Annotated in this window: 33 protein-coding genes and 1 pseudogene; 18 read left to right on the plus strand and 16 right to left on the minus strand. The window is 67.9% G+C overall.

Annotated elements, in window-relative coordinates:
* Positions 1-54: 54 nt before the first annotated feature.
* Complete coding sequence (locus ESP70_RS01060) at positions 55-975, minus strand: NAD-dependent epimerase/dehydratase family protein (RefSeq protein WP_149687537.1); 921 nt, start codon at positions 973-975, stop codon at positions 55-57.
* 156 nt (positions 976-1,131) lie between these two features.
* On the opposite strand from ESP70_RS01060, the gene ESP70_RS01065 reads away from it, so the two are divergent.
* From ESP70_RS01065 to ESP70_RS01075, 3 genes are read left to right on the plus strand one after another with little or no spacing between them, the layout of a single operon-like run.
* Positions 1,132-1,593, plus strand: coding sequence for an SRPBCC domain-containing protein (locus ESP70_RS01065; RefSeq protein ID WP_149687538.1), 462 nt, complete (start codon positions 1,132-1,134; stop codon positions 1,591-1,593).
* Positions 1,590-1,931, plus strand: coding sequence for an ArsR/SmtB family transcription factor (locus tag ESP70_RS01070; RefSeq protein WP_149687539.1), 342 nt, complete (start codon positions 1,590-1,592; stop codon positions 1,929-1,931). Before ESP70_RS01065 ends, ESP70_RS01070 begins: the two co-directional genes overlap by 4 nt.
* Positions 1,932-1,981: 50 nt before the next feature.
* A complete protein-coding gene (locus ESP70_RS01075; RefSeq protein ID WP_149687540.1) occupies positions 1,982-2,434 on the plus strand; it encodes an SRPBCC family protein in 453 nt (150 codons plus the stop codon).
* Positions 2,435-2,438: 4 nt separating this feature from the next.
* Here ESP70_RS01075 and ESP70_RS01080 read toward each other — a convergent pair whose 3' ends face one another.
* Genes ESP70_RS01080 through ESP70_RS01095 form a run of 4 tightly spaced genes read right to left on the minus strand, consistent with a single transcriptional unit; the run spans position 2,439 to position 5,663 of the window.
* Positions 2,439-3,086, minus strand: a complete 648-nt coding sequence (locus tag ESP70_RS01080; RefSeq protein WP_149687541.1) for a class F sortase — start codon at positions 3,084-3,086, stop codon at positions 2,439-2,441.
* 56 nt (positions 3,087-3,142) lie between these two features.
* Positions 3,143-3,865, minus strand: coding sequence for a VOC family protein (locus ESP70_RS01085; protein WP_149687542.1), 723 nt, complete (start codon positions 3,863-3,865; stop codon positions 3,143-3,145).
* Between the two features lie 33 nt (positions 3,866-3,898).
* Positions 3,899-4,981 (minus strand): sensor histidine kinase, encoded by a 1,083-nt coding sequence (locus ESP70_RS01090; RefSeq protein ID WP_149687543.1) that lies wholly within the window; start codon positions 4,979-4,981, stop codon positions 3,899-3,901.
* The gene (locus tag ESP70_RS01095) at positions 4,974-5,663 is read right to left on the minus strand and encodes a response regulator transcription factor (protein WP_149687544.1); all 690 of its coding nucleotides are present in this window, start codon (positions 5,661-5,663) and stop codon (positions 4,974-4,976) included. The genes ESP70_RS01090 and ESP70_RS01095 overlap by 8 nt, the downstream gene beginning before the upstream one ends.
* 87 nt (positions 5,664-5,750) lie before the next feature.
* On the opposite strand from ESP70_RS01095, the gene ESP70_RS01100 reads away from it, so the two are divergent.
* Positions 5,751-6,347: a M15 family metallopeptidase gene (locus ESP70_RS01100; RefSeq protein WP_149687545.1), complete on the plus strand. Its 597-nt coding sequence runs from the start codon at positions 5,751-5,753 to the stop codon at positions 6,345-6,347.
* A 121-nt stretch (positions 6,348-6,468) separates the two neighbouring features.
* On the opposite strand, the gene vanA is transcribed toward ESP70_RS01100, so the two are convergent.
* Both vanA and ESP70_RS01110 read right to left on the minus strand, forming a co-directional pair.
* Complete coding sequence (gene vanA, locus ESP70_RS01105) at positions 6,469-7,506, minus strand: D-alanine--(R)-lactate ligase (protein ID WP_149687546.1); 1,038 nt, start codon at positions 7,504-7,506, stop codon at positions 6,469-6,471.
* On the minus strand, positions 7,503-8,525 hold the full coding sequence (locus ESP70_RS01110) for an NAD(P)-dependent oxidoreductase (protein ID WP_149687547.1): 1,023 nt from the start codon (positions 8,523-8,525) through the stop codon (positions 7,503-7,505). Before ESP70_RS01110 ends, vanA begins: the two co-directional genes overlap by 4 nt.
* A 139-nt stretch (positions 8,526-8,664) precedes the next feature.
* Here ESP70_RS01110 and vanX point away from each other — a divergent pair, with 139 nt between their 5' ends.
* The 6 genes from vanX to ESP70_RS01140 all read left to right on the plus strand — a co-directional run bounded on the left by vanX (position 8,665) and on the right by ESP70_RS01140 (position 12,850).
* A complete protein-coding gene (vanX, locus tag ESP70_RS01115) occupies positions 8,665-9,282 on the plus strand; it encodes a D-Ala-D-Ala dipeptidase VanX (protein WP_149687548.1) in 618 nt (205 codons plus the stop codon).
* 54 nt (positions 9,283-9,336) lie between these two features.
* Positions 9,337-9,747, plus strand: coding sequence for a YciI family protein (locus ESP70_RS01120; protein ID WP_149687549.1), 411 nt, complete (start codon positions 9,337-9,339; stop codon positions 9,745-9,747).
* A 3-nt stretch (positions 9,748-9,750) separates the two neighbouring features.
* A complete protein-coding gene (locus tag ESP70_RS01125; RefSeq protein ID WP_149687550.1) occupies positions 9,751-10,893 on the plus strand; it encodes an RNA polymerase sigma factor in 1,143 nt (380 codons plus the stop codon).
* Between the two features lie 89 nt (positions 10,894-10,982).
* Positions 10,983-11,558, plus strand: coding sequence for a dihydrofolate reductase family protein (locus ESP70_RS01130; protein ID WP_149687551.1), 576 nt, complete (start codon positions 10,983-10,985; stop codon positions 11,556-11,558).
* 10 nt (positions 11,559-11,568) lie between these two features.
* A complete protein-coding gene (locus ESP70_RS01135) occupies positions 11,569-12,069 on the plus strand; it encodes a pyridoxamine 5'-phosphate oxidase family protein (protein WP_149687552.1) in 501 nt (166 codons plus the stop codon).
* Positions 12,070-12,172: 103 nt separating this feature from the next.
* Positions 12,173-12,850 (plus strand): hypothetical protein, encoded by a 678-nt coding sequence (locus ESP70_RS01140; RefSeq protein ID WP_149687553.1) that lies wholly within the window; start codon positions 12,173-12,175, stop codon positions 12,848-12,850.
* A 31-nt stretch (positions 12,851-12,881) separates the two neighbouring features.
* Here the strand turns inward: ESP70_RS01140 and ESP70_RS01145 are convergent, their stop codons facing one another.
* From ESP70_RS01145 to ESP70_RS01155, 3 genes are read right to left on the minus strand one after another with little or no spacing between them, the layout of a single operon-like run.
* Positions 12,882-13,406 carry a GNAT family N-acetyltransferase gene (locus tag ESP70_RS01145; RefSeq protein WP_149687554.1) on the minus strand — a complete coding sequence of 175 codons (525 nt, stop codon included), beginning with the start codon at positions 13,404-13,406 and terminating at the stop codon, positions 12,882-12,884.
* 47 nt (positions 13,407-13,453) lie between these two features.
* Positions 13,454-14,167: a hypothetical protein gene (locus tag ESP70_RS01150; protein ID WP_149687555.1), complete on the minus strand. Its 714-nt coding sequence runs from the start codon at positions 14,165-14,167 to the stop codon at positions 13,454-13,456.
* Entirely contained in the window at positions 14,164-14,676 is a 513-nt protein-coding gene (locus tag ESP70_RS01155) for a hypothetical protein (protein ID WP_149687556.1), read from the minus strand. The genes ESP70_RS01150 and ESP70_RS01155 overlap by 4 nt, the downstream gene beginning before the upstream one ends.
* 252 nt (positions 14,677-14,928) lie before the next feature.
* Here ESP70_RS01155 and ESP70_RS01160 point away from each other — a divergent pair, with 252 nt between their 5' ends.
* On the plus strand, positions 14,929-15,276 hold the full coding sequence (locus tag ESP70_RS01160; protein WP_149687557.1) for a YciI family protein: 348 nt from the start codon (positions 14,929-14,931) through the stop codon (positions 15,274-15,276).
* Positions 15,277-15,618: 342 nt separating this feature from the next.
* Positions 15,619-15,906: pseudogene (locus ESP70_RS20640) on the plus strand (GNAT family N-acetyltransferase); the annotation flags it as partial.
* A 19-nt stretch (positions 15,907-15,925) separates the two neighbouring features.
* On the opposite strand, the gene ESP70_RS01170 reads toward ESP70_RS20640, so the two are convergent.
* From ESP70_RS01170 to ESP70_RS01185, 4 genes are all read right to left on the minus strand, one after another.
* Positions 15,926-16,258, minus strand: a complete 333-nt coding sequence (locus tag ESP70_RS01170; RefSeq protein WP_149687558.1) for a hypothetical protein — start codon at positions 16,256-16,258, stop codon at positions 15,926-15,928.
* Complete coding sequence (locus ESP70_RS01175; RefSeq protein WP_149687559.1) at positions 16,251-18,623, minus strand: ATP-binding cassette domain-containing protein; 2,373 nt, start codon at positions 18,621-18,623, stop codon at positions 16,251-16,253. Before ESP70_RS01175 ends, ESP70_RS01170 begins: the two co-directional genes overlap by 8 nt.
* 7 nt (positions 18,624-18,630) lie before the next feature.
* Complete coding sequence (locus ESP70_RS01180; protein ID WP_149687560.1) at positions 18,631-19,041, minus strand: VOC family protein; 411 nt, start codon at positions 19,039-19,041, stop codon at positions 18,631-18,633.
* 95 nt (positions 19,042-19,136) lie between these two features.
* Entirely contained in the window at positions 19,137-19,325 is a 189-nt protein-coding gene (locus tag ESP70_RS01185) for a hypothetical protein (protein ID WP_149687561.1), read from the minus strand.
* Positions 19,326-19,436: 111 nt separating this feature from the next.
* Here ESP70_RS01185 and ESP70_RS01190 point away from each other — a divergent pair, with 111 nt between their 5' ends.
* Positions 19,437-20,075, plus strand: coding sequence for a DUF2238 domain-containing protein (locus ESP70_RS01190; protein ID WP_149687562.1), 639 nt, complete (start codon positions 19,437-19,439; stop codon positions 20,073-20,075).
* A 95-nt stretch (positions 20,076-20,170) separates the two neighbouring features.
* The gene (locus tag ESP70_RS01195; protein ID WP_149687563.1) at positions 20,171-21,238 is read left to right on the plus strand and encodes a fatty acid desaturase family protein; all 1,068 of its coding nucleotides are present in this window, start codon (positions 20,171-20,173) and stop codon (positions 21,236-21,238) included.
* A gap of 25 nt (positions 21,239-21,263) precedes the next feature.
* Here the strand turns inward: ESP70_RS01195 and ESP70_RS01200 are convergent, their stop codons facing one another.
* Entirely contained in the window at positions 21,264-21,716 is a 453-nt protein-coding gene (locus tag ESP70_RS01200) for a YdeI/OmpD-associated family protein (RefSeq protein ID WP_149687564.1), read from the minus strand.
* A gap of 51 nt (positions 21,717-21,767) precedes the next feature.
* On the opposite strand from ESP70_RS01200, the gene ESP70_RS01205 reads away from it, so the two are divergent.
* The 3 genes from ESP70_RS01205 to ESP70_RS01215 all read left to right on the plus strand — a co-directional run bounded on the left by ESP70_RS01205 (position 21,768) and on the right by ESP70_RS01215 (position 24,310).
* Positions 21,768-22,016, plus strand: coding sequence for a DUF2630 family protein (locus tag ESP70_RS01205; protein ID WP_149687565.1), 249 nt, complete (start codon positions 21,768-21,770; stop codon positions 22,014-22,016).
* Between the two features lie 47 nt (positions 22,017-22,063).
* On the plus strand, positions 22,064-22,708 hold the full coding sequence (locus ESP70_RS01210; protein WP_149687566.1) for an MBL fold metallo-hydrolase: 645 nt from the start codon (positions 22,064-22,066) through the stop codon (positions 22,706-22,708).
* Between the two features lie 66 nt (positions 22,709-22,774).
* Entirely contained in the window at positions 22,775-24,310 is a 1,536-nt protein-coding gene (locus tag ESP70_RS01215; RefSeq protein ID WP_149687567.1) for a UDP-N-acetylglucosamine 1-carboxyvinyltransferase, read from the plus strand.
* A gap of 9 nt (positions 24,311-24,319) precedes the next feature.
* Here the strand turns inward: ESP70_RS01215 and ESP70_RS01220 are convergent, their stop codons facing one another.
* Positions 24,320-24,775: a carboxymuconolactone decarboxylase family protein gene (locus tag ESP70_RS01220; RefSeq protein ID WP_149687568.1), complete on the minus strand. Its 456-nt coding sequence runs from the start codon at positions 24,773-24,775 to the stop codon at positions 24,320-24,322.
* Between the two features lie 83 nt (positions 24,776-24,858).
* On the opposite strand from ESP70_RS01220, the gene ESP70_RS01225 reads away from it, so the two are divergent.
* Positions 24,859-25,728, plus strand: a complete 870-nt coding sequence (locus ESP70_RS01225) for a sigma-70 family RNA polymerase sigma factor (RefSeq protein WP_149687569.1) — start codon at positions 24,859-24,861, stop codon at positions 25,726-25,728.

Here is a 25,728-nt window from a genome sequence, read left to right on the forward strand (position 1 = left end):
TGCTCCACAGCATGAGTCGCAGCTCGGCCCGACCGTCGATGTCCTGGGCGCAGCTCACGTCAGGTCTTCCTTGAAGCCCTGTCGCCACGACGGATAGCGCAGCTCCCAGCCGAGCTCGCGCTTGGCCTTGGCGTTGTCGAATGCTCGTCCCTCGGTCATCATCAGGACCGCGGCCTGGCCGGCGAGCAACCGGGCCAGCCAGACGGGTACGCGCATGGGTCGCTTCGCGCCGGCGCACTCCGCGAGATGGGGAAGCCACTCGTTGGCCGGTGCCGGGTCGTCGTCGGCAATGTTGAAGACACCTCTGGCCTTCTGCTCGATGGCCAGGACGGTGGCGCTCGCCGCGTCGTCGAGGTGCACCCAGGAGCTGTGTCCGGCGCCGTTGCCGACCAACGGGAACTGCCGCTTGCGGACCAGCTCGACCTGGTCGTCGGTCGCGCCGGGCCCGTAGAAGCCGCCGTAGCGCAGGATCGCGCCGTCCGCCTGGAGGACCGCCTCTTCGAGATGCTGGATGGCCTTCATGCCGGCGTTGGCGACCGTGCCAGGCATCAAGTTGAGCGGGTCCGCCTCGGTCTTGACCCAGCCGCCGGTCTGCTCGCCGTTCCAGCTGCCGTAGCTCTGAGCCACGACGTGGGGGACGGCATTGGCCTCAGCGGCGGCCAGCAGGTGGTCGATGCCTTCGGTGCGCAGGCGGTTCGTCGTGGCGAACCAACGATCCATGTGCTTGATGTCCGGCTTGCCCGCGATTGCGGTCATCTGGTTCACGATCACGTCAGGCTTGGCGTTGGCGACCGCCTCGGCGACCGACGCCTCGTCCAGCCCGTCCATCACGACGCCCTCCGCCCCGAGCTGGCCGAGGAAGGCCAGCTTGGCCGAGCTTGTCGTCGTCGCGGTCACATCGTGCCCGCGCGCCACGAGCTGGGGCACCAGCCGCCTCCCGAGAACTCCCGCTCCACCTGCCACGAACACGCGCATCGTCTTCACCCTTCTCGTCGTGAAATCTGTCCTTGAAGGTGTGACGAGACGGCGCGCCGGTATGTGACACGCACGTCTGCGCAACCGATGGTTGCGCATTTGGACATGTGATGCTACCTTGCTGTGCAACCAAAGGTTGCTATATCAGGAGGACGCATGGAGTACGCCAGCATCGACCGTGAGATCCACATCGACGCGCCGCCGGAGGTGGTCTTCGAGGTGATCAGCACCCCCGAGCACGTACGGGAGTGGTGGAGCGTGGACACGGACTTCGAGCCGGCGCCGGGATCGACCAGCGAGCTCGTGTGGGCCGATGGCGACAACCCCAGGGCGCATGTCGAGCAGCTGAGCGTCGTCGTCGCCGATCCGCCGCGGGTGTTCAGCTTCCGCTGGACCAATCCGGCGGGGGAGAGCGCGGTCGAGGGCAACTCCAACCTGGTGACGTTCGAGCTGGAGCCGTCGGGCGCCGGCACGTTGCTCCGCTTCAGCGAGACCGGATTCCGGGAGCGGGGGTGGGAGGCCGCTGTCCTGGAAGAGCGCTACCTCTCGCACAGCGAGGGCTGGGACCGGTTCGTGCCGATCATCAAGACGTACGCGGAGGGGCTGGAGGCGGCATGACGACCGCGATCGATGACGACCTGTGGTCGGCGATCGGCGATCCGACCCGTCGGCGCATGCTCGACCTGATGCTGCGCGGCGACGGCACCGCCACCTCGCTCAGCGAGCAGCTGCCGGTGACCCGCCAGGCCGTGGCGAAGCATCTCGGCGTGCTCGACCGCGTCGGCCTGGTCCGGGCCACCGCGGCCGGCCGGGAGAAGCGCTACCGCATCGACGAGGCGCAGTTCGCCCGCGCCGTCGCCCAGCTCAACGACGTCGGACGTACGTGGGATGCGCGACTCGACCGGATCAAGCGGATCTCCGAGGCGATCGCCAAGAGCCGGACCACAGAACCGTGAACGACCAGGCGACCGCGCCCGCGGCCGCTCGAGATCAGAAGGAGAGAACCATGGTGGACATCCTGCATCGGGTGGGAATCACGACATCGCAAGAGGCGGTCTACGAGGCGCTGACCACGATCGAGGGCCTGGCCGGCTGGTGGACCAGAGACGTACGCGGAGACGGCGATGCCGGCGGCGTGCTCCAGTTCCGTTTCGAGGGTGCGCCTGAACCGAACGGCTTCGACATGAGCGTGCTGGAGGCCAAGGCGGCCGACCGTGTGCTCTGGGAGGTTGTCGCGGGACCGGAGGAGTGGATCGGCACGCACGTCAGCTGGGACCTCACGACTGAGGACGACTACACGATCATCATGTTCGCCCACCGCGGTTGGCAGCAGCCCGGCGACTTCATGCACCACTGCAGCACGAAGTGGGCGACATTCCTCATGAGCCTGAAGGCGCTGTTGGAGACCGGCACAGGAGCACCGGCGCCCGACGACGAGCGCGTCAGCAACTGGCACTGAGGGGTCAGGCTGTCGGATCGGCGAACCAGATCGTGCGATGCGTCCACTGGCCCGGTCCGAGCCGCTGGCCGGAGCAGACGATCAGCGCGATCTGGGGAACGCCGTCCCGGGCGTAGTAGGGCGGATAGCCCTTGCTCGCCAGCACCTCGACCCGCTTGCTCACGGTGTAGCAGAGCTCGGACTTGGCTCCACGAAGGACGATGCGGTCGCCTTCGTGGAGCTTGTCGAGCATCACGTTGCCGACGGCGGAGCCATCGGGCCAGGTGTGGGCGTTGAGCAGCACGTTTCCACGATCCGACCCGGGCTTGATGCCCGGCCGGTCCCACGCGAACGTGAACTTGGCCGAGGTCGGAGGGACCCCCGGCACGTTGTTGCCGTCGCGGGGCAGCGCGAGAACATCGGCGTTCTTGACCACGTGCGGGATCGTGACGCTGGTCGGCGTGAACGGCGCGGTCGCCGGGTCGCCGCACGTCTTGGGTGCTTGGGGGACAGAGACCGGCTGGAGCGTGGGGGAGCCCATCGCGAACGGCCGGCCCCCCGCGTCGTCAGGCCTCAGCAGCCACGCGAGTCCGGCCGCGACCAGCAACGCGACGAGCAGCAGGACGACGGCGAGCCGCTTGGGCCCTGTGCCTCGGTGCTCGGCGGTCGTCATGCCTCAACGGTATGCCGTGGTGCCGCACGAGCGCAGGGCAACGCCACCCAAGGGAGCTAACGCGGGGACAGAACGCAGAACTCGTTGCCGTCGGGATCGGCCATGACGACCCAGCTGACGTCATCGCCCTGTCCGATGTCGATGTGCTTGGCACCGAGCGCGATCAGCCGTTCGACCTCTGCGTCCTGGTCGGTGCCGACCGGCGGAGCGATCTCGAGGTGGATCCGGTTCTTGCCGGTCTTCGGGTTGACCGGTGGCCCGCCCCACGACATCTTCGAGCCGCCCTCAGGCGCCTGGATCGCGGTCTCCTCGTCCTGGTCCCACACGAGGGGCCAGCCGAGCGCCTCGCTCCAGAAGTAGCCGACTGCCTGCGTGCCGTCGCAGTTGATCGCTCCGATGAAGGCGGTGTCGGCGAGGAAGTTGTTGCCCGCCGGAATGACACAGAACTCGTTGCCCTCGGGATCGGCCAGCACGATGTGGCCCTCTTCGGGGGTCTGCCCGACGTCGAGGTGCGTGGCCCCGAGCTCGAGCGCCTTGGCGACAGTCTGCTGTTGCTCGTCAGGTGTCGCGCTCGTCAGGTCGAAGTGGGTCTGGTTGGGCCCGGTCTTCTGCTCCTGGCTCGGGTAGAAGCTGACCCGGTACGCCGTTCCGTCCGTGGGCACGAGCTGGAAGCCGTCGTCGTCCGGGACGCTGTCCCAGCCCAGCAATGCGGCCCAGAACTGCGCCAGGCGCTCCGCGTCGTTGGCGTCGAAGGTCACCGAGTGGAGGTTGGACGTCATGCGATCGAACGTATCAACCCTGGGGCGCGAGCGTCACTCGTCAGACTCAGGCGGCGCGACGGGCAGCCGTACGGTCACGGTGAGACCGCCACCGGCCCGAGGTGCGAGGGTCAGGGACCCGTCATGCGCCTGCGTGATGCTCTTGACGATCGCCAGTCCGAGCCCGACGCCCGTGTGGTCGCTGCGGGCGCGTTCGGTGCCGCGTTGGAACGGCTCCGTGAGCGTCGGGACAACCTGCGACGAGAGCTGCTGGCCGGTGTTCTCGACCGTTAGCACCGCGCTCTGGCGGTCGACCGTCGTCGTGACCCATACGGTGCCCTGATCCGGCAGGTTGTGGACGATCGCGTTGTGCACGAGGTTGACCGTCATCTGGAGCAGCAGAGCGTGCGAGCCGATGGTGGAGGTGGTCTCGCCGGACGTCTTGACGGCGAGGCCACGCTGCTCGGCGAGTGGGAGGAGCGTCTCCGTGGCCTCCTCCGCGATGAGGGACAGGTCCACGCGCTCGCGGGTGAAGGACCGCCGGTCGGCGCGGCTCAGCAGGAGCAGGGCCTCGGTGAGGTCGATCGCCCGGGCGTTGACGAAGTGGAGCCGCTCGACCAGCTCGCCGTTGTCACGATCGGGGTCGTTGCGTGCCACCTCCAGCAACGTCTGCGTGATCGCCAGCGGGGTGCGCAGCTCGTGGGACGCGTTGGCTGCGAACCGTTGCTGCTCGGCGACCTGCGCCTCCAAGCGCGCCAGCATCGTGTCGAAGCTGTCGGCGAGCTCGCGGAACTCGTCCGTGCGACCCTCGAGCCGGATCCGGTGGGACAGGGAGCCCTCCGCGGCCAGACGAGTGGCATGCGTGAGACGGGACAGCGGGGCGAGCATGCGGCCTGCGAGCAGCCATCCACCGACGAGCCCGAACACGAGCAGGAACACCAACATCTGGGCTGCCCTCGGGACGAAGGCGTTCTGCAGGTCCGAGCGGTTGGGTCCGGAGCCGATCATGACCTCGGGAACATAGCGCAGGAGGAACACCCACACGACGGTCAGCAGCAACCCGCCCGCGACCATCAGGAAGGCGACGTAGCTCAGGGTGAGCTTGAGCCGAACGCTCAGGCCCGGCTCCCTATCCATGCTCGTCGCGCCTGTCTTCAGGAGCGGTGTCGATGCGGTATCCCACACCTGGGACGGTGGCGATGACCCACGGCTCGCCGAGTCGCTTGCGCAGCGCCGAGACCGTGATGCGTACGGCGTTGGTGAACGGGTCGGCGTTCTCGTCCCAGGCGCGCTCGAGCAGGTCCTCGGCGCTGACGACTCCACCTTCGGCCGCGATCAGGACCTCGAGCACCGCAAACTGCTTGCGGGTCAGTGCGACGTAGCGACCGTTGCGGAAGACCTCGCGCCGGAACGGGTCGAGACGCAGCCCGGCGATCTCGCGTACGGGCGGCCGGCTGTGGCCGCGCCTGCGGTCGAGGGCACGGAGCCGGAGCACCAGCTCCTGCAGCTCGAACGGCTTGGTGAGGTAGTCGTCGGCGCCGAGCTCGAAGCCTGACGCCTTCTCGTCGAGCCGGTCGGCAGCCGTCAGCATCAGGATCGGCATGCCGCTGCCTGACGCGACGATGCTCTCGGCGACCGTGTCGCCCGACGGTCCCGGGATGTCGCGATCGAGCACCGCGATGTCGTACGCGTTGATGCTCAGCATCTCCAGCGCGGTGTCGCCGTCTCCGGCGATGTCGGCGGCGATCGCCTCGAGTCGCAGCCCGTCGCGAATCGCGTCGGCCATGTAGGGCTCGTCCTCGACGATCAAGACACGCATTCCTCGATGCTACGAGCCGGACCGTATCGTCCGCGTATTGATTTCGACATACGTGCTGGCGACGCCGCATTTCCTTGACTGGTGGCCATGACCACAAGCACGCGACGCCGGACCCGGTCGACGGTCCTGGCCTCCCTCGCAATCCTGAGCGCGGTGCTCGTCGCCGACCTCGGATATCAGTCCTTCGCCGCCCGCTCCTCGTCGGCGACACCGCAGTCCGACACCAGGACCGGAAACGCGCGAGGGATCGCCGACGGGCGGGTGCCCAACGGTGCGACGGTCTTCGACGACGTTCCCGGCGTGGCCAAGCTCGACGAGGACTTGCGGACTGCGTTGCGCCGCGCCGCGACGGACGCCGGGATCGGGTTCCCCGTCAACAGCGGCTGGCGCTCCCGGGCGTACCAGGAGGGCCTGCTCGACGACGCGATCGCGAAGTACGGCTCGAGGTCGGAGGCGACGCGTTGGGTGGCTACCCCCGACACCTCGCTCCACGTGGGTGGCCGGGCCGTCGACATCGGCGGCACGGAGGCGCAGGCATGGCTGTCGACCCACGGTGCCGCGTACGGCCTGTGCCAGATCTACGACAACGAGCCCTGGCACTACGAGCTGCGGCCCGAGGCCGCTGGGACCGGCTGCCCGCCCAGGTATGCCGACCCGACCCACGATCCTCGGATGCGGCGGTGAGGTCGTGGGCCCTAAGTGCGCCGGCGGAGGCGATCGATCACGTCGCCCAGCACCATGACGATCGCGGCGGTCAGCACGACGCTGGCCACCGACACCGCGACCGTCGCGGCGACGAGCGCGATCACCGCCGCTTGCCCTGCAGCGTCCGATCCACCAACCGGTCGATGACCTCGGCGAGCGGCAGCCCGGCGGCGGCCATCATGCGGGGATAGCGGCTGTATGACGTCAGGCCGGGCAATGTGTTGACCTCGTTGAGCACGACAGTGCCGTCGTCCTTCAGGAACATGTCGACCCGCGCCAGGCCCTTGCACCCGAGGGCACGGTAGATCGCCTTCGCCGTCTCCTGGACGAGGGCGCGCGCGTCGTCGGAGATGTCGGCGGGCACGATCGGGGTCGAGTTGTCCGAGCCGCGCTCGGGCTCGGCCTCCTGGTGGATTCGGAAGAACCCGTGCGTGAGCGCAATGCGATCGACCTCGCCGGCAACCAGCCCGAACCGCTCGCCGAGGATCGCGCAGCCCACCTCGCTGCCGACGACCGCCTCCTCGATCAGCACCTTGGCGTCGTACTGCTTGGCGGTGACGATCGCGCTCAGCAGCTCGGTCTTCGACGACACCTTCGTGACGCCGAACGAGGATCCTGATCGGGCCGGCTTCACGAACACCGGATAGGTCAGGCCTTCGGGCTCGACGTTCTCGTTCGAAGAGACGATCCAGTGGCGCGGTGTGGCGATACCGGCCGCGGCAGCGACGACGTACGCGAGGGACTTGTCCATGCAGAGCGCCGAGCTCGGCACGTCGCAGCCGACGTACGGGATGCCGGTCAGCTCCAGCAGCCCCTGGATCGCGCCGTCCTCGCCCTGCTTGCCGTGCAGCACGGGGAACACCACGTCGAGCGGGATCGTCCGGTACGTGTCACCGTCCAGGGCGAGCAGCCCGTGCACCGAGCTGTCGGGCGACAGCACCGCAGGACTGCCCGTCGTCTCCCAGCCGGGCTCCGGGCTGTCGCACAGGGTCCAGGCGCCGCTCGTCGTGATCCCGACGTAGACCGGTTCGTACGTCTCCGGGTCGAGGTTGGCGGCGACCTCCCGTGCCGACTTGACCGAAATCGGGTGCTCCTCGGAGCGGCCGCCGAAGAGGATGGCGATCGTGGTCTTGCTCATGCGGGATGTCCGTTCTCGTAGGTCAGGCAGTGGGTGAGCGAGTCCTCGACGGCATCCGCGAGGGCGTGATCGGTGAAGAAGGCGGTGTGCGGGCTGATCAGCACGTTGGGCAGTGCCTGGAGCCGCATCAACGACGTGCGCGTGAGAGGCCGGTCGCGGCAGTCGGCGTAGAAGACGCCCTCCTCGCCCTCGACGACATCCAGCGCTGCGCCGCCGAGCCGGCCGCTCTCGAGGGCGGCGACCAGGGCCGCGTTGTCGATCAGCGGGCCGCGGCCGGTGTTGACGATGACCGCGCCGGGCTTCAGCCGGCCGAGACGACGGTGGTCCAGGAGGTGATGCGTCTCTGGGGTCAGCGGGGTGTGGAGCGTGACGATGTCGCTCACCCTCAGCAGCTCGTCCAATGAGACGTAGTCGGCGGCGGTGGTGCGGCGCACGTCGTGGGCCACCACCCGGCTGCCGAAGCCGCGCAGCCGGTCGATCACCGCCGCGCCGATGCGACCGGTCCCGACGACCCCGACAGTCAGGTCCCTGAGCTCCCTGCCGGGCACGTCGTGCAGCCGGTAGTCGTGGGCATCCGCACGGCGTACGACGGAGGTCGCGTGGCGCAGCGTCATCAGCATCAACATCAACGTGTAGTCCGCGACGCTGTCGGGGGAGTACGAGACGGTGCCGACCCTGATGCCGATGCTGGCTGCGTAGGCCACGTCGATGTGGTTGTCACCGATGCTTCGGGTCGAGACATACTCCACGCCGACAGTGCTGAGCGCGAGCAGCAGCGAGTCGTCGATCCGAGCCTTGTGGCCGACGCTGATGCAGCGGGTGCCGGCCGCCAGCTCGACGTTGTCCCTGCTCAGGGCCTCCTCGGCGATCGTGACCGTGACGCCGAGACGGGCTGCCAGCTCGCGGAACAACCTGGTCTCGTGCGGTCCGCAGCCGTACGCCGTGATCCCGGTGGCCACGGCAGGGGAGCGGTGCTGCAGGCGAGGGACTGCGGGACGTACCGAGGACCGGTGAATCATGTGTCGAGTCAAGGCGGCCGCGCGTTGCAGGTGCGTATGCAGTTTTGGATACGCCGACGATATGTGGGTCGGTGCCTATCGTCGGCGTATCGATTTCCCCATACGGGCCGGCAACAGCGGATTTCCTTCACTGGGAGGCATGAACAGCCATCATGAGGACTTTGTCCACGTCGACGAGCTGGTGCCGGGCATCCGCTGGGACGCCAAGTACGCCACGTGGGACAACTTCACCGGCAGACCGGTCGACGGCTATGAAGTCAATCGCATCGTCGGCACGACATCGCTGTGCGCCGCTCTGGAGGACGCGCGGGACAAAGCCGCGTCTCACGGTTTCGGCCTGCTGATCTGGGACGGCTATCGGCCCCAGCGCGCGGTCGACGCCTTCGTGCGCTGGTCGCGGCTGCCGGAGGACGGCCGCACCAAGGCCAGGCACTACCCGAACATCGAGCGAGCCGACATGTTCGACCAGGGCTACGTCGCCGCCAGGTCGGGCCACACCCGGGGAAGCACCGTCGACCTCACGCTCTACGACCTCCGGACGGGAGAGCTGGCACCCATGGGCGGCGACCACGACCTGATGGACGCCGTCTCGCACCACGACGCGCCGGGGATCCCACCACTCGAGGTCGGCAACCGCCGACACCTACGCTCCGTCATGGAGTCTTGCGGCTTCACCTCGTACGCCTGCGAGTGGTGGCACTACACGCTGACGGACGAGCCGTACCCGGACACGTACTTCGACTTCCCCGTCGCGTGACGGGCTGCCGCGTGGGGGATGATGTCGAGAAACCCTGACTCGCGGAGGAGACACATGGCGAAGTACCTCGTCCTCAAGCACTACCAAGGCGGTCCGGCTCCTGTCGTTGACTACCCGCCGATGGAGCAGTGGGCACCGGCTGACGTCGAGGCACACGTGCAGTGGATGCGCGACTTCGCGGAGCGGCTCAAGGAGTCGGGGGAGTTCGTCAGCCACATGGCACTGTCGCCCGAGGGCGCGTTCGTCCGGCACGGCGGCGAGGGCCGGCCACCCGTCACCGACGGGCCGTTCGCCGAGACCAAGGACCTGATCGCCGGCTGGCTCATGATCGACGTGGAGTCGTACGAGCGCGCGGTCGAGATCGCGGGGGACTACTCGGCCGCGCCGGGGCCGGGCGGCGTGCCGCTCTGCGAGTGGCTCGAGGTGCGCCCGTCGTACGGCGCCCCGCCCACGGTTGCTGACTGAGCCATGAACGAGAGCCTCCTGCGGGAGCTGATTCCCGCGGTCACGGGCGTGCTGGTGCACCGCGGTGCTGACTTTGCGACAGCGGAGGATGCCGTGCAGGAGGCGCTCCTGCGAGCGCTGGCGACGTGGCCGACCGATCCGCCGAACGACCCCAAGGGCTGGCTGATCACCGCCGCCTGGCGCAAGTTCCTCGACGCGACCCGGGCGGAGAGCTCACGGCTCGCGCGTGAGAACCGCGTGGCCGCAGAGCCCGCCCCGGGACCGGCCGACTCAGCTGACACGCTGCAGCTCTACTTCCTGTGCGCGCACCCCTCACTCACCCCGGCATCCGCAGTCGCGCTGACGCTCCGTGCGGTGGGCGGACTGACGACCCGGCAGATCGCCGAGGCCTACCTCGTGCCCGAGGCCACCATGGCCCAGCGCATCAGCCGGGCCAAGCGCATCGTCTCGGACGTACGCCTCGACGAGGCCGGGGACGTCGCGACTGTCCTGCGGGTGCTCTACCTGGTCTTCAACGAGGGCTACAGCGGCGAGGTCGACCTGGCCGAGGAGGCGATCCGGCTGACCCGCCAGGTGCGGGCGCTGACCGACCACGAAGAGGTGTCGGGCCTGCTCGCGCTGATGCTGCTGCACCACGCCCGCCGCGCGGCGCGCACCACAGCCGAGGGCGCACTCGTGCCGCTCGCGGAGCAGGACCGGTCCCGGTGGGACACCGGCATGATCCGCGAGGGTGTCGCCATCCTTCAGGAGGCGCTGGCGCGCGACCGCCTCGGCGAGTTCCAGGCGCAGGCCGCCATCGCCGCCCTGCACGCCGACGCACAGACCGTCGGCGAGACCGACTGGGTGCAGATCGTCGAGTGGTACGACGAGCTCGACCGCCTCACCGACAACCCGGTCATCCGGCTCAACCGCGCTGTCGCGGTGGGGGAGGCGGACGGGGCGCAGGCGGGTCTGGCCGCGCTCGAGCTGGTCGATTGCGAGGTCCCGAGACACCGGGCCGCCGAGGCGTACCTCCGAGAACGCGCCGGTGACCTCACGCTCGCCGCGCGGCTCTATGCCGACGCGGCCCGCGCTGCCAGCAACCTCGCTGAGCGTGATCACCTGACCCGTCAGGCAGCCCGGCTGAACGACGCCATACGAGGCTGAGCGAAGAACTTCTCCCGGCGATGTCGAGAACGCGTGATCGGCGCCGTCCCTGATGTGAAGCGACCATCAACGCAAGGAGACATCGGGAAATGACTGACCAGCGCAAGCTCATCGTCCAGCAGTGGGTCACCGTCGACAACATCGCCGCGGAGGAGGACGGCGGGCTCAGCTTCGTGACCGTCGAGCCGTTCTCCGACAGGACCGAGCCGGCGTACAAGGACACGATCATGGGGCTCATCGACTCGGTCGACACGCTGATCCTCGGCGCCAACACGTACGCCCAGTCCGTCGGCTATTGGCCGAACGCCGACGACCAGGGGGAGTACGGCGAGAAGCTCAACAGGCTGACCAAGGTCGTCGCCTCGTCCACGTTGGAAGACGCGCCGTGGGGCGACTTCCCGGCCGCGACGGTGACACGCGATCCCGTCGCGACGATCCGCGAGCTCAAGCAGCAGAGCGGCAAGGACCTCTGGCTGTGGGGGAGCCTGACGCTCATGCACTCCCTGCTGACGGCCGGCGTCGTCGACGAGGTCCGGCTGATGGTCTGCCCGACCACACGAGGCACGGGCACTCGCGTGTTCGAGGATCGGCAGGACCTCACGCTCGTCGGGGCCACCGGATTCCAGAACGGCGTGGCGCTCATGCGTTACGCGATCACGAAGTGAGGAGCTGACCATGAACCGCAATGACGTCTTCGACGTTCTGAACAAGCCGTACAGCCAGGAGCTGCTGGCCCGCGACGTGACCCGACTGGCGTACGTCGGCAAGGACGGCACGCCCCGTGCGATTCCGATCGCATTCGCCTGGAACGGTTCGACCATCGTGATGTCGACCGCCAAGAACTCGCAGAAGCTCGCCGCCCTCCGTGCCAATCCGGCAGTGGCCCTCACCATCGACACCGAGGTGCACCCACCCAAGATCCTGCTGATCCGCGGTGTTGCCGAGCTGGACTACGTCGACGGCATCCCGGACGAGTACCTCCAGATGACGAGCTCGTACGAGATGACCGCCGAGCAACGCGTCGAGTGGGAGGCGGAGGTCCGTTCGCTCTATCACGACGGCATGGTTCGGATCGTCGTCACGCCGACCTGGGCGAAGCTGATCGATTTCGAGACGACGCTGCCGAGTGCTGTCGAAGAATTGATGCTCAAGCGGGAGGAAAGGCAGCACGCGTGAGACATTTCGGGACAGCCTGTTGAAGGTGTGCCGAAGTCGTCACCGGGATGGTGATGTCACAAACGGACTTGTGGTGGACACTCCTAGGTATGCAGGAGCTCTCGTGAACGTTTCTGCGCCGCGCCGGCGCACTTTTCTGGGCCTCGCGCCGTTCGCCATCGCGACGGTCGCAGCCTTGCTGGCTGCGCCGTCGGCGCGGACCGATGCCGGTGTTGACGCCGTCGAGGTCCGCACGTCGAGTGCGCGCACGGCGAGTGGTTCGGCGGACCTGTCGAACGTCGTGTTCCTCGCAGCTGCGCCCGCCCCCGACCCGACCCCCGAGCCGGAGTCCGGGGGAGCGGCGGTCGACGAACCGGACGAGTCAGCCGCCATCGGTGAGCTCGCCATCTCCGAGGTGGTGATGGTCGCGAACACCGATGGGTCCGCGACCCTCTCCGCGACGTTCACGGGTGGCCGCGAGGCCATGGCGCTGAAGGCGGTGTCCATCAGCACCAAGGCCGGCGCTCTCGACGTGGCGAGCACCCAGATGTGGCTGCCGATCATCCCCGGCAAGGTCAGCCGGGCTGGGGACGCCTCTGACGCCGGGGGATTCGTCGTACCGCAAGGATTGGCGGCCGGCCAGGTGGTCCGTGTGCAGTTCCAGTTCGACAACGGCACGTGTGCAGCACTCACGGCAAGGACGGTGCAACGGACCAAAGCCCACGACGAGGTGTTCCCGACGGACGGCCGGAAGCTGGGGCCGGGCAGGCCGACAGCCTTCAAGGCGGGATGCAGCACGTAACCGTCCCGCGAGAGCCGGCAGGGGAGTGCGATCAGTCGTGCAGGGGATTGAGCGCCTGGTAGAGCGCATGGTCCTGCCATCTCCCCGCGATCTGGAGGTAGCTGGGAGCCAGGCCGAATCGGGCGAATCCGTTCTTCTCGAGCACGCGCTGCGACCGGGTGTTGTCAGCCAACGTGCCCGCCTCGATCCGGTGCAAGCCCAGTCGGCCGAACGCCACTTCTTTGATCTCGCTCAACGCGGCAGTGGCAAGGCCGCGCCCGTTGGCGTGCTCGCTGACCCAGTAGCCGACGCCGCAGGACTGGAACGGACCGTGCACGATGTTGCCGATGTTGATGCGGCCGACGACGTGGCCGCCCTCGTCGAGAATCACGTGGGGATGGGTCAGACCCTGCTCGTACCGCTCAAGAGCCTCCTCGACCACCGCGCGTTGTCCGTCGATCGTGAAGTAGTCAACGCCGCGGTCCGGCTCCCAGGGCGCGAGGAAGTCGCGATTCGTACGAAAGAGCTCCGCGAGAGCGGGGACATCCTCGAGAGTGAGGAGGCGGATCGCGTTCATCGCACCATCGTCGCGGACCGGAGGCTCGCCGGAGCCCGGGGGTTGCTTCAGCGCCCGGCCGCGACCACGTTCGCCCAGACCCGCCTGTCGTCGAGCAGCTCGAGCAGGTGCTCGTCGTGCTGATCCGCGCGCTGTGCGGTGAGCCATGCGTCACGCAGCTCGGCGCTTCCGGTACGCGTGACGGCCTGGGTGATGCGACGGGCGTCGTGAGAGTAGAAGCCGGTCTTGTCGGCGAGAGCACCGGCGATGCCGCGGAGCTGGACGCTGCGGCGCAGATCCAGCAGCACGACGGCGTCCTGCGCCCACACCGGCAGGCCGTCGAACTGCTGCGATCGCGGGAAGTCGGCGGGTTGGGACGGGCGTACGAACCAGATGAAGGACAGCACCTCCCACGGGTCGTCGATCTCGCGGAGGTTCGTGGCGGTGAGCTCGAGCCGGTCGGCCAGCACGACGCGGCGCAGCCCCAGGGCGTCGTCCGTCGAGTCGTTCACCCGGTCGAGCATCGAGGCGAGGGACGTCTGAACGGTGCGCGCCTGCGGGGAGGGCATCGCTCCGGTCGCGCGGTTGCGCTGGCGTACCGCCAGGTAGGCCGCACCCACGACGGAAGGCACGAGCACTGCGAGACCCGCGCACACCGCGACGAGGATGCCTGCGGCACGTGAGAACCGATAGTCGCCGTTGACCACGACAACGATCGCAATCACACCTGCGGCCGTCAGGAGCCAGCCGGCAGCGCCACATGCGGCACGCCGCAGTCTCACTCCGGCGCCGTGAACGACCAGAGGTGGTCGACGCCGTCCTTGACCGCGACGACGGCGACGTTCTGCGTCAGGTCCGACCGGTCGAAGAGCTGGCTGGTGCACGCGCCGACGCCGAAGCGCTCCTGGAACCACTGGGACAGCGGCCTGGAGCTCATGCCCTGCCAGCCGAAGAACGCGGCCTGCTTCTTGTTGCGGCCCTTGTAGGTGGACTTCTCGTCGGACTGGATCAGGTCCACAGGAAGGGCGGAGTTGATCGCCGCATCGATGGCGGCCAGATCGGGCGTCGTCGCGGTTGGGTCCCAGAACACGCGAATCACGAACCCGGTGCCCTTGCCGCCGGGGGCCTGGAAGCCACGGTAGGTCCCGACGTAGCGCGCGTCGGCCTGGCTCCAGAGGTCGAAGGCCGCCTTCGCCTGCTTCTTGGCGCCGATGACCTTCGGCTCGTCGGTCAGGGCTAGGAGTGCTTCCGGTGAGGTCATGGAAGCGGCGATCTGGGCGTGATGGGGCACGGGACGTCCTTCTCTCGTCGGGGGAGGGCCATGAGTCTAGGGGAACCGAGACAGCGCGTCGCTGACGGCTACGGTTGCTGGGCGCGAGCATGACAACGCGTAGGCCAGGGGAGCGGTTGAGGGGGAATTTGAAGGGCAGAATGTGCTCAGCGCGGCGGAAGTGCATGATTCCCTGTCGTATCGACGGTGTGCCGTTCGTGGGGTAGATAGGGGTTGGCCACAGCGGCTGCCCACACGACGAGGAGTCATGCGATGACGAAGTACCTGATCTCATTCCGCGAGGGCGCGATGGTGGACCTGTCGCACCCAGACCTTCCGGCCATCGCCAAGGCCGCAGGGGATGCCAGCCAGGAGGCCATGGACGCGGGCGTATGGGTGTTCGGCGGCGGACTGCTGCCCCAAGTGGCGAGCACGGTCACACCCGAAGGCATGGTGACCGATGGGCCGTTCCCGGAGACCAAGGAGTTCATCGGCGGGTTTGTCGTGGTCGACGTCGCATCGCGGGACGAGGCCCACAGATGGGCGGCCAAGCTTGCTGCGGCCTGCAGGTGCAACCAGGAGGTTCGGGTGTTCGACGAGCCGCCGCCCGAGCTCACCTGACTCCGACGTGCTTCGGGTCGTGGCGGCCGGGGAGAGGGCGACGGTGCAGTCGCGCCCTCACTGGTGCCACATTCTCCATTAGTTGACATAATGTGCATTATCGGACACGCGGGCTGGGCGATGCTCAGTCTGGCAGGGTCGAGCTGTGAGCCCGCGATACGACGTGCGCCCAGCCCTTCATCCAGACCTCGCGAGCGTCCTCGCGGTTCTGGCACAGAATCACGCTGATCCGCCGGCGAATGACGCGCTGGCGCCAGAGCGTGTGGCAACGACGAGCAAGCAGATTGCGATGTGGGAACGCATTCAGACCTCGCCTGACGTCACGATCACGTCGCTGAGAGCGCTCCTGGTGTCGTTGTCGGCACCGCCTGCCTCTCGATCCTTCCCAACATCACGTACGACTGTCGTCCCACGGCGTTCATCGAGGCCGTCGTCGTCTCGTACGCTCACCGGCGGCAAGGCGTCGCCAGATCGCTGATGGAACGCGTGATCAGCGACGCCAGGTCAGCCGGCTGCCACAAGCTCCAGCTGCTCAGCCACAAACGGCATGCAGCCGACGGAGCGCATGACCTCTATGCGAGCCTCGGTTTCACACCTGAGGCCGAGGGATTCCGCCTCTACTTGACATAACGAACCGCCCTGCGCGCAGCTAGAGCCGTGGCATGTGGGCCGCAAGGACGCTCGCCAAGAACCGGTAGTCCTCCATGATCGGCCCGGTGAGGCCCGGCTGCTCCTCGAAGTGGTCGCGGAGCCCCTTGGCCAGGTCCTCGATCCTGGTGTCCAGGTGACCGGGGTGCGTGGAGTGACGCCGCTCGTACGACCGCCATCGGCGCGCTGAGATCGTCAGGATCTCGTCGACGTTCTCGTGGCCGACAACGGGCGAGCCGTTCTCGCGAAGCTCGATCAGGGCGGCCCTGGCAGCGACCAGCGCTGCATCGTCCCTCCCTGGAGGACCGCCGGGTGTCGAGCTCGCCTCACCCACTGACGTACGCCGCCAGGTGCTTGCCGGTGAGCGTGGACTCAGCGCTGACGAGATCGGCCGGCGTGCCCTCGAAGACGATCGTGCCGCCGTCGTGTCCGGCACCGGGACCGAGATCGATGATCCAGTCGGCGTGCGCCATGACCGCCTGGTGATGCTCGATGACGACGACGGACTTGCCGGAGTCGACGAGCCGGTCGAGCAGGCCGAGCAGCTGCTCGACGTCGGCCAGATGCAGGCCTGTGGTCGGTTCGTCGAGCACGAAGACATCACCCTTCTCCCCCATGTGCGTCGCCAGCTTGAGCCGCTGCCGCTCGCCTCCCGACAACGTCGTGAGGGGCTGCCCGAGGCTGACATAGCCGAGGCCGACATCGGCAAGCCGCGCCAGGATCTTGTGCGCCGCCGGCGTGTGCGCGTCGCCTTCACCGAAGAACGGCAGCGCCTCGCTGACCGGCATGGCCAGCACGTCGGCGATGTTGCGACCGCCGAAGGTGTAGTCGAGCACTGACGCCTGGAACCGCCGGCCCTCGCACTCCTCACACGTCGACGCCACGGTGGCCATGACCCCGAGCTCGGTGTAGATGACGCCGGCGCCGTTGCAACTGGGGCACGCGCCCTCGGAGTTGGAGCTGAACAAGGCCGGCTTCACGCCGTTGGCCTTGGCGAATGCCTTGCGGATCGGCTCGAGCAGACCGGTGTAGGTCGCCGGGTTGCTGCGCCGTGAGCCCCGAATCGCAGCCTGATCGATCAGGACGACGCCCTCACGCCCGGCGACGGACCCGTTGATCAGCGAGCTCTTGCCCGACCCGGCGACACCGGTGAACACACACAGCACGCCGAGCGGGATGTCGACGTCGACATCGCGGAGGTTGTGGGCCGACGCGCCGCGGACCTCGAGCGCGCCCGACGGCGTACGTACGGACTCCTTGAGCGAAGCCCGGTCGTCGAGGTGCCGGCCCGTCACGGTGTCGCTCCCCCGCAACCCCTCGAGCGTGCCCTCGAAGCACACCGTGCCGCCGCCGGTGCCGGCGCCGGGCCCGAGGTCGACGACGTGGTCCGCGATCGCGATGGTCTCGGGCTTGTGCTCGACGACCAGCACCGTGTTGCCCTTGTCGCGCAGCTGGAGCAGCAGCGTGTTCATGCGCTCGATGTCATGCGGATGCATGCCGATCGTCGGCTCGTCGAAGACGTACGTGATGTCGGTGAGCGACGAACCGAGGTGGCGAATCATCTTGGTGCGCTGGGCCTCGCCCCCGGACAATGTGCCCGACGGCCGGTCGAGCGAGAGATAGCCGAGACCGATCTGGGCGAACGAGTCGAAGAGGTGCTGCAGCCCCGCGAGCAGTGGCGCGACCGACGAGTCGTCGATGGTGCGCAGCCACTCGGCGACGTCGCTGATCTGCATCGAGCAGACCTCCGCGATGTTCTTGCCCTTGACCTTGGAGGCGAGCACCTCCTTGGTGAGGCGGGTGCCGTCGCACTCCGGGCAGGTCTGGAACGTGACGGCACGCTCGACGAACGCGCGGATGTGCGGCTGCATCGCGTCGACGTCCTTGGACAGCATCGACTTCTGGATCTTGGGGATGATGCCTTCGTAGGTGAGGTTGATGCCCTCGACCTTGATCTTGGTCGGCTCTCGATAGAGCAGGTCGTCGAGCTCCTTCTTGGTGAACTTGCCGATCGGCTTGTCCATGTCGAAGTAGCCCGAACCGCTGAAGATGCGGCCGTACCAGCCGTCCATGCTGTAGCCGGGGATCGTCAGTGCTCCGCCGCTGAGCGACTTGGACTCGTCGTAGAGCGCCGTGAGATCGAAGTCGCTGACCGCGCCCATGCCCTCGCACCGCGGGCACATGCCGCCGAGATAGACCGCGTTGCGAACGACGCTCTTCTCCGTACGTCCGGCCTTGTCGGTGCTCATGACGCCGCTGGCCGTGCGGGTCGGCACGTTGAACGAGTAGGCGGTCGGCGGCCCGATGTGCGGCTCGCCGAGGCGGCTGTAGAGGATGCGCAGCATCGCGTTGGCGTCGGTGACCGTGCCGACGGTGGACCGCGGATTGGCACCCAGGCGCTCCTGGTCCACGATGATCGCCGTCGTCAGCCCGTCGAGGAGATCGACTTCGGGACGCGACAGCGACGGCATGAATCCCTGCACGAACGCGCTGTAGGTCTCGTTGATCATGCGTTGGGACTCGGCCGCGATCGTGCCGAAGACCAGTGAGCTCTTGCCCGAGCCGGAGACCCCGGTGAAGACCGTCAGACGGCGCTTGGGGATCTCGATGCTGACGTCCTTGAGGTTGTTCTCCCGGGCGCCCTGCACGCGGATCAGGTCGTGGCTGTCGGCCGTGTGCGGCTTGCTCGTGGCGCTCATGACGGGGCTAGCTCACTTCCTGGATGCGGATCATGTTGCCGGCGGGGTCGCGGAAGGCGCAGTCGCGGACGCCGTATGGCTGCTCGGTCGGCTCCTGGACGACCTCGGCGTTGGTGGCCTGGACCTTCTCGAACGTCCCGTTGAGGTCCTTGGTCGCCAGCAGGATCCAGCCGTAGGTGCCCTTGGCCATCATCTCTGAAATGACACGGCGCTCATCGTCGGTCACCCCGGGGTCGGCGGCGGGAGGCGCGAGCAGGATCGACGTCTCGGGCTGGTTGGCCGGGCCGACCGTGATCCAGCGCATCGTGCCCTGCCCGACGTCCTGGCGTACCTCGAAGCCGAGCGCGTCACGGAAGAACGCGACGGATGCCTCGGGGTCGGTGTGCGGAAGAACGGTGGTGTGAATCGTGATGTCCATGGCTGTCACCGTAGCGGCGGCTGGGGACGCAGCGCTTCTTGATTCCTGACCAGCTCATGGGCCGGCGACCGATCCGCGTCAGAGCAGTCGGCCCATCACGGCAGTGGCCGGATGTTCGGGACGCTCGACGTCCCGCCGGTCGGGCGTACGAGGCTCGGGTGGGTCGCGTTCTGGGCCACCACGGCGATCACGACGCAGGCGACGGCCACGTGCAGGACGGTGCGCCACCAGCGAAGACCGCATGCCAGCACCCGGCGCGCGACAACTGTTGTGGAGGCGTTCACACCCTGTATATGTCCAGAAGGGCGAAAATGTGACACCAAACTGCAACGCATCTCTGCGCGCAGGCGCCGAAATGGGCAGGACCGGCAGGAATCGCCCACTATTCTTGGCCCATGACCGACACCGAGCTGGCGACACGCCATGTCGCACCGCCGGTCGTGCGCAGCCTCGACATCACCGCCAAGGCCGGGCTGCTGATCCTGCTGGCGATCGCCTTGATGTTCCCCGACCTCGGTCACATGCGCGGCAAGGCGGCCGGCCTGCGCGCCATCACCTATCCCCTGCTCGCGTTCTCGGTCCCCGCGCTCTGGTACGTCTTCTGGCGCGACCGCGCGTCGTTCCCCTGGATCGCCGACCTGCTGGTGACGGTGACCTGCTTCACCGACACGCTCGGCAACCGCATGAACATGTACGACACGATCGTGTGGTTCGACGACTGGATCCACTTCATGAACACCGGCCTGCTCACCGCCGGCGTGATCCTGCTGACGCTGCACCGCACGGCGACCCTGCGAGCCACGATCGAGCGGGCTCTCGCGTTCGGCGCCACCGTGGCGATCGGCTGGGAGATCGCCGAGTACTACGCGTTCATCAGCACGTCCTCGGAGCGCCGTGGTGCCTATACCGACACGCTCGGCGACCTGTTCCTCGGCACCAGCGGCTCTGTCGTCGCGGCCCTCGTGGTGCACCGGCTCTGGCGGATGGGCCGGCTTGCATCGGCCGCCCCGCAGCTGGAGCCACTCGCCGCCTGACGCAGGCGGGATGAGCCCGGGGTGGGTCTGGACCCACTCCGTGCGGGGTCCCAGCGCCATCGTGCGCGCCTCCGAATCTCCATAGCGTCGAAGGCATGACAACTCAGCAGGACGTACGCCCACCCGATCGCTACGTCAGCCTGTTCGGTGACCTCATGCGCGACGTACGCGAGCAGGGCCTGCTCGAGCGGCGCCACCTCTACTACTGGACCCAGATCGGCCTCGCGGTCGGTGCCTTCGCGGCGATCTGGGTCGGCTTCGTCCTCGTCGGCAACTCGTGGTGGCAGCTCGCGCTCGCTGCTGCACTGGGCCTGGTGGTGACCCAGTTCGGTTTCCTCGGTCACGACGCCGCCCACCGGCAGATCTTCGCATCGGCGACGTGGAACGCCTGGGCGGCGAGGATCTTCGCGGGCGCGTTTGCGGGCTTGAGCTTCGCGTGGTGGCGGGCCAAGCACAACCTGCACCACAAGGCGCCCAACCAGGAGGGCATCGACCCGGACATCGCTGCCGGTGTCGTTGCCTTCACTCCCGCGATCGTCGCCGAGCGCACCGGCTTCGCCGGATGGTTCGCCCGGCACCAGGGCTGGCTGTTCTTCCCCCTGCTGACGCTCGAGGGGCTCAACCTGCACGCCGCGAGCGTCCAGGCGGCCCGCGACAAGACGTCGACCCAGCCGTGGCGCCGCACCGAGCTGGCGATCGTCGTGACCCGCCTGACGGCGTACGTCGCCGTGCTGCTGGCGTTCCTGCCGCTGGGCAAGGCCTTGGCCTTCTTCGCGGTCCAGATGGCGGTGTTCGGCGTGTGCCTCGGAGCGTCGTTCGCTCCCGCGCACAAGGGCATGCCGATCGTGCCGCCGGAGATGAAGCTTGACTTCCTTCGCCGTCAGGTCATGGTGTCGCGCAACGTCCGCGGCAACCCCGTCGTCGACTGGGCGATGGGCGGCCTCAACTACCAGATCGAGCATCACCTGTTCCCGAGCATGCCGCGGTGCAACCTCAAGAAGGCGCGGCCCACCGTGCGCGCGTACTGCGAACGCGAAGGGATCGACTACATGGAGGTCGGCCTCTTCCACTCGTACGCGATCGTGGTCGGCTACCTCAACAACGTGGGGCTGCGCGCCCGCGACCCGTTCGACTGCCCACTGGCCGCCCAGCTGCGCGGCTGAGCGCCATGACCTCGCCCGCGTACGTTCAGCGCTGCTTGCGCTTCGTGAGCAGCAGCTCGACGGCTTGCGCGACCCGGCGCTGTCGTGTCTCGTCCTTCTTGGCTCCGACGATCCAGTCGACATAGCTGCGCCTGTGGCTGAACGACAGCGACTCGAAGAACGCCTCGGCCTCCGGCGACGCGCGCAGTGCTTCGGCGAGGTCGTCGGGCGCCTTCATCTCGCGAGGTGTGGTGTCGAGGGTGATCTCGACGTCCACCTCGTCGCCGGCGGTGAGACCCGAGGCCGTTCGATTCTCGGCACTGAGCGGGATCATGAACCGGCCGCCCATGGGGGCCACCGTCGTCCGATACGTGTGGCCGCCGACCGTGACCGTGACGGGTGGCCGTTTGCCGCCCCCGAGCATCTCCACGACATCGGCGGGCACCTCGATGCCCGTCGCAGTCTTGCCGCCGAGCTCGACCGTGCTGTGGAACTCCATGCGCTGATCCTGTCACTGCCCATGCGCCCGTGTCAGTCGTAGACTCGCGCCATGACGACAGACCAGGGCATCCACGAGCACATCTCGGCACTCGTGGCCGAGGAGAAGGCGCTGCGTGAGCAGCTCAGCAAGCACGAGGTGACGCCGGGCGAGGAGCACGCCCGGCTGCAGAAGCTCGAGGTCGAGCTCGACCAGGCGTGGGACCTGCTTCGGCAGCGCAACGCCAAGCGGCAGTACGGCGAGTCGCCCGACGACGCTGCCGAGCGCTCGCCGGACGTCGTCGAGAAGTACCTCGGCTGAGCGTCCGCCACCCCGCACCAGTTTGAGCACGGGTGCAGGATTGCCGCATGCAGATCACTCGCTTTGGCCACGCGACCGTGCTCGTCGAGACAGCGGACGCCCGCATCCTGATCGACCCCGGTGCCTTCAGCCCTGACACGCCCTTCGAGCTGGAGGGTCTCGACGCGATCGTCGTGACGCATCAGCATCTCGATCACATCGACCAGAACCGGGCGCCTGCGTTGGTCGAACGCAATCCCGGAGCCGTGCTGCTGTGCGATCCCGAGACCGCTGGCGTGCTGGAGTTCGGCGACTGGCGTGAGAACGGCGAGGGCGTGGAGACCGCTGTCAAAGGGGTCACGCTTCGCGGAGTCGGCGTCCAGCACGCCGTGATCACGCCCGAGCTCCCCCGCGTCGGCAACGTCGGCGTCACGGTCAGTGCCGATGGCGAGCCGACCCTGTTCCACCCGGGCGACACGTATGCGTACGCGCCAGAAGGCGTCGACGTCCTTGCGGTGCCGTTGAGCGCGCCATGGGCCAAGGTCAGCGAGACCGTCGACTTCGTCCAGCGGGTCTCCCCCACGACCGTGTTCCCGATCCACGACCTCACGATCGCCGAGCTCGCGTACGGCATCTACTGGGGTCACGTGGCGAACTTCGGCGGCGTCGAGGACGCGCGCAAGCTGGGTCAGAGCGACTCCACCACCGCCTGACGAACCCTCGGCACGCCGAATCCGGCAGGAATTGAAATATCTCATAACTGAGATATGGTGAAAGACATGACCGTTCGCGACGACTATCTTTCCCGGATCGGGGCACTCATCCGTGACGCCCGCCAGCACAGCGGGCTCACGCAGGCCGAGCTTGCCACCGAGCTCAAGACCAGCCAGAGTGCGGTGAACCGCATCGAGAAGGGGCAGCAGAACTTGACGCTCGACATGCTCGCCCGCATCGGCAACGCGCTCGACTCCGAGCTCGTGACGGTGGGCACCTCGGGGCCCAGTCACCTTCGCGTCGCCGGCGGCACGACCCTTTCGGGTTCGATCGACGTCAAGTCGAGCAAGAACGCCGGTGTCGCCCTGCTGTGCGCCTCACTGCTCAACGCCGGCACCACGGTCCTGCGCAAGGTTGCTCGCATCGAGGAGGTCAACCGTCTCCTCGAGGTGCTGACCTCCATCGGCGTCAAGGCGACCTGGCTCAACGAGCAGAACGACCTCGAGCTGATCGTGCCCGAGAACCTCAACCTCGCCGCGATGGACGCCGAGGCGGCCAGGCGTACGCGCAGCATCATCATGTTCCTCGGCCCGCTGATGCACCGCTACGACGACTTCGAGCTGCCCTATGCCGGTGGTTGCGACCTCGGCACCCGCACCGTCGAGCCGCACATGACGGCTCTGCGACCGTTCGGCCTCAAGGTCGTGGCGACCGAGGGCAGCTACCACGCGACCGCGGCCAAGGGCGTCGGCCCGGAGCGACCGCTCGTGCTCACCGAGCGCGGCGACACCGTCACCGAGAACGCCCTGCTCGCCGCTGCGCGCTACGACGGCGTCACCGTGATCCGCAACGCCAGCCCCAACTACATGGTCCAGGACCTGTGCTTCTTCCTGGTCAAGCTCGGCGTCGGCATCGAGGGCATTGGCACCACGACGTTGCGGGTCACCGGAAAGCCGGTCATCAACTGCGACGTCGAGTACGCCCCGAGCGAGGACCCCATTGAGGCCATGAGCCTCATCGCGGCCGCCATCGTCACCAAGTCGAGCATCACGGTGCGTCGCGTACCGATCGAGTTCATGGAGATCGAGCTGGCGCTGCTCGAGGAGATGGGCTTCCAGTACGACCGCGGCGAGGAGTATCCCGCCGAGAACGGTGAGACCCGCCTCGTCGACATCACGACTCATCCGTCGGCGTTGCACGCGCCGATCGACAAGATCCACCCGATGCCGTTCCCCGGCCTCAACATCGACAACCTCCCGTTCTTCGCGGTCATCGCCGCGACGGCCGAGGGCCAGACGATGCTGCACGACTGGGTCTACGAGAACCGGGCGATCTACCTCACCGAGCTCAACAAGCTCGGCGCGTCGGTCAAGCTCCTCGACCCGCACCGCGTGCTGATCGAGGGCCCGACCCACTGGAGCGGCACCGAGCTGGTGTGCCCGCCGGCCTTGCGGCCCGCTGTGGTCATCCTGCTGGCGATGCTCGCCGCCAAGGGCACCTCGGTGCTGCGCAGCGTCTATGTCATCAACCGTGGCTACGAGGACCTGGCCGAGCGCCTCAACGCCCTCGGCGCCCAGATCGAGACCTTCCGCGACATCTAGGCCTCAGCCTCAGCCCCAGGCGCCGGCGACCTGACGCGTGGAGACGTTGACGCGATTCCACACGTTGATCGCCGCGATCGACAGGATCAACGCGCCGAGCTGCTGCTCGTCGTAGTGCGCGGCGGCCTCGTCGTACACCTCATCAGGAACGGCGTCCGACTGGTCGCTGAGCCGGGTGACCGCCTCGGCCAGTCCGAGCGCGGCCCGCTCGGCGTCGTCGAAGTACGGCACGTCGCGCCAGCCCGCCACGGTGTCGATCTTCTCGTCGGTTTCCCCCGCCTTGCGCAGGTCGCTGGCGTGCATTTGGAGGCATACGCTGCACCCGTTGATCTGGCTCGCGCGCAGGTTGACGAGCTCGAGCGTCGTCGGCGAGATCCCGGTCTTCAGGACGGCTTTGGTGAGGCTGTGGAGCGCCTCCATGGCGCCGGGGACGGCGATCGCCGGGTTGTCCATACGTGCCTGCATGATGGTTCTCCTCCAGTTCGTGTCACATCCGTGTTGTGTGATCCGTCAGGGCTGTGACGAACCACGAGAGGGGAATGTGACCGATGTCCGACACCGAGTTCCTGGCGGAGCGCTTCGAGCACAACCGCGACCATCTGCGTGCCGTGGCCTATCGCATGCTCGGATCACTGACCGATGCCGAGGACGCCGTGCAGGAGTCCTGGATCCGCCTGAGCCGCGTGGACGCGGACGATATCGACAACCTCGGTGGCTGGCTGACGACCGTCGTCGGACGGGTTTGCCTCGACATGCTGCGGTCGCGCAAGACCCGAGGTGAGCAACCCCTCGACGTACGCCCGAACGACCCGGTCAGCACGCCGGACAGCATCGATCCTGAGCACGAGGCGGAGCTCGTCGACTCGGTGGGCCTCGCGATGCTCGTGGTGCTGGAGAAGCTCACGCCCGCCGAGCGGCTCGCGTTCGTGCTGCACGACATGTTCGCGGTGCCGTTCGACGACATCGCAGCCATGATCGGACGTACGCCCGACGCCGCTCGCCAGCTTGCCAGCCGCGCCCGTCGACGTGTGCAGGGTTCGGATCCGGAGACCGGCACTCCCCTGCCCCAGCAGCGCGAGATCGTCGACGCCTTCATCTCGGCCGCGCGGGGCGGCGACTTCGAGGCCCTGGTCACGGTCCTCGATCCTGACGTGGTGCTGCGGGCCGACACGGGTCACGGCCCGCCCGTGCTGGTGCGCGGCGCGCGCAACGTCGCCAGCGGCGCGATCTCGTTCCGGACGCCGGGGCGCGAGAGCAGGCCCGTGCTCGTCGAGGGCGGCGTCGGCATCGTGGCGGTCGAGAACGGGCGGATCATCTCGGTGCTGCGACCGAGCTTCGCCGACGGCCGGATCGCCACGATCGACATCACGGCGGACCCCGACCGGGCGGCCGCGATGGAGGTGGAGTTCCTCGACTGA

It is taken from the genome of Aeromicrobium ginsengisoli (assembly GCF_004134905.2).
GTDB classification, from domain to species: domain Bacteria; phylum Actinomycetota; class Actinomycetes; order Propionibacteriales; family Nocardioidaceae; genus Aeromicrobium; species Aeromicrobium ginsengisoli.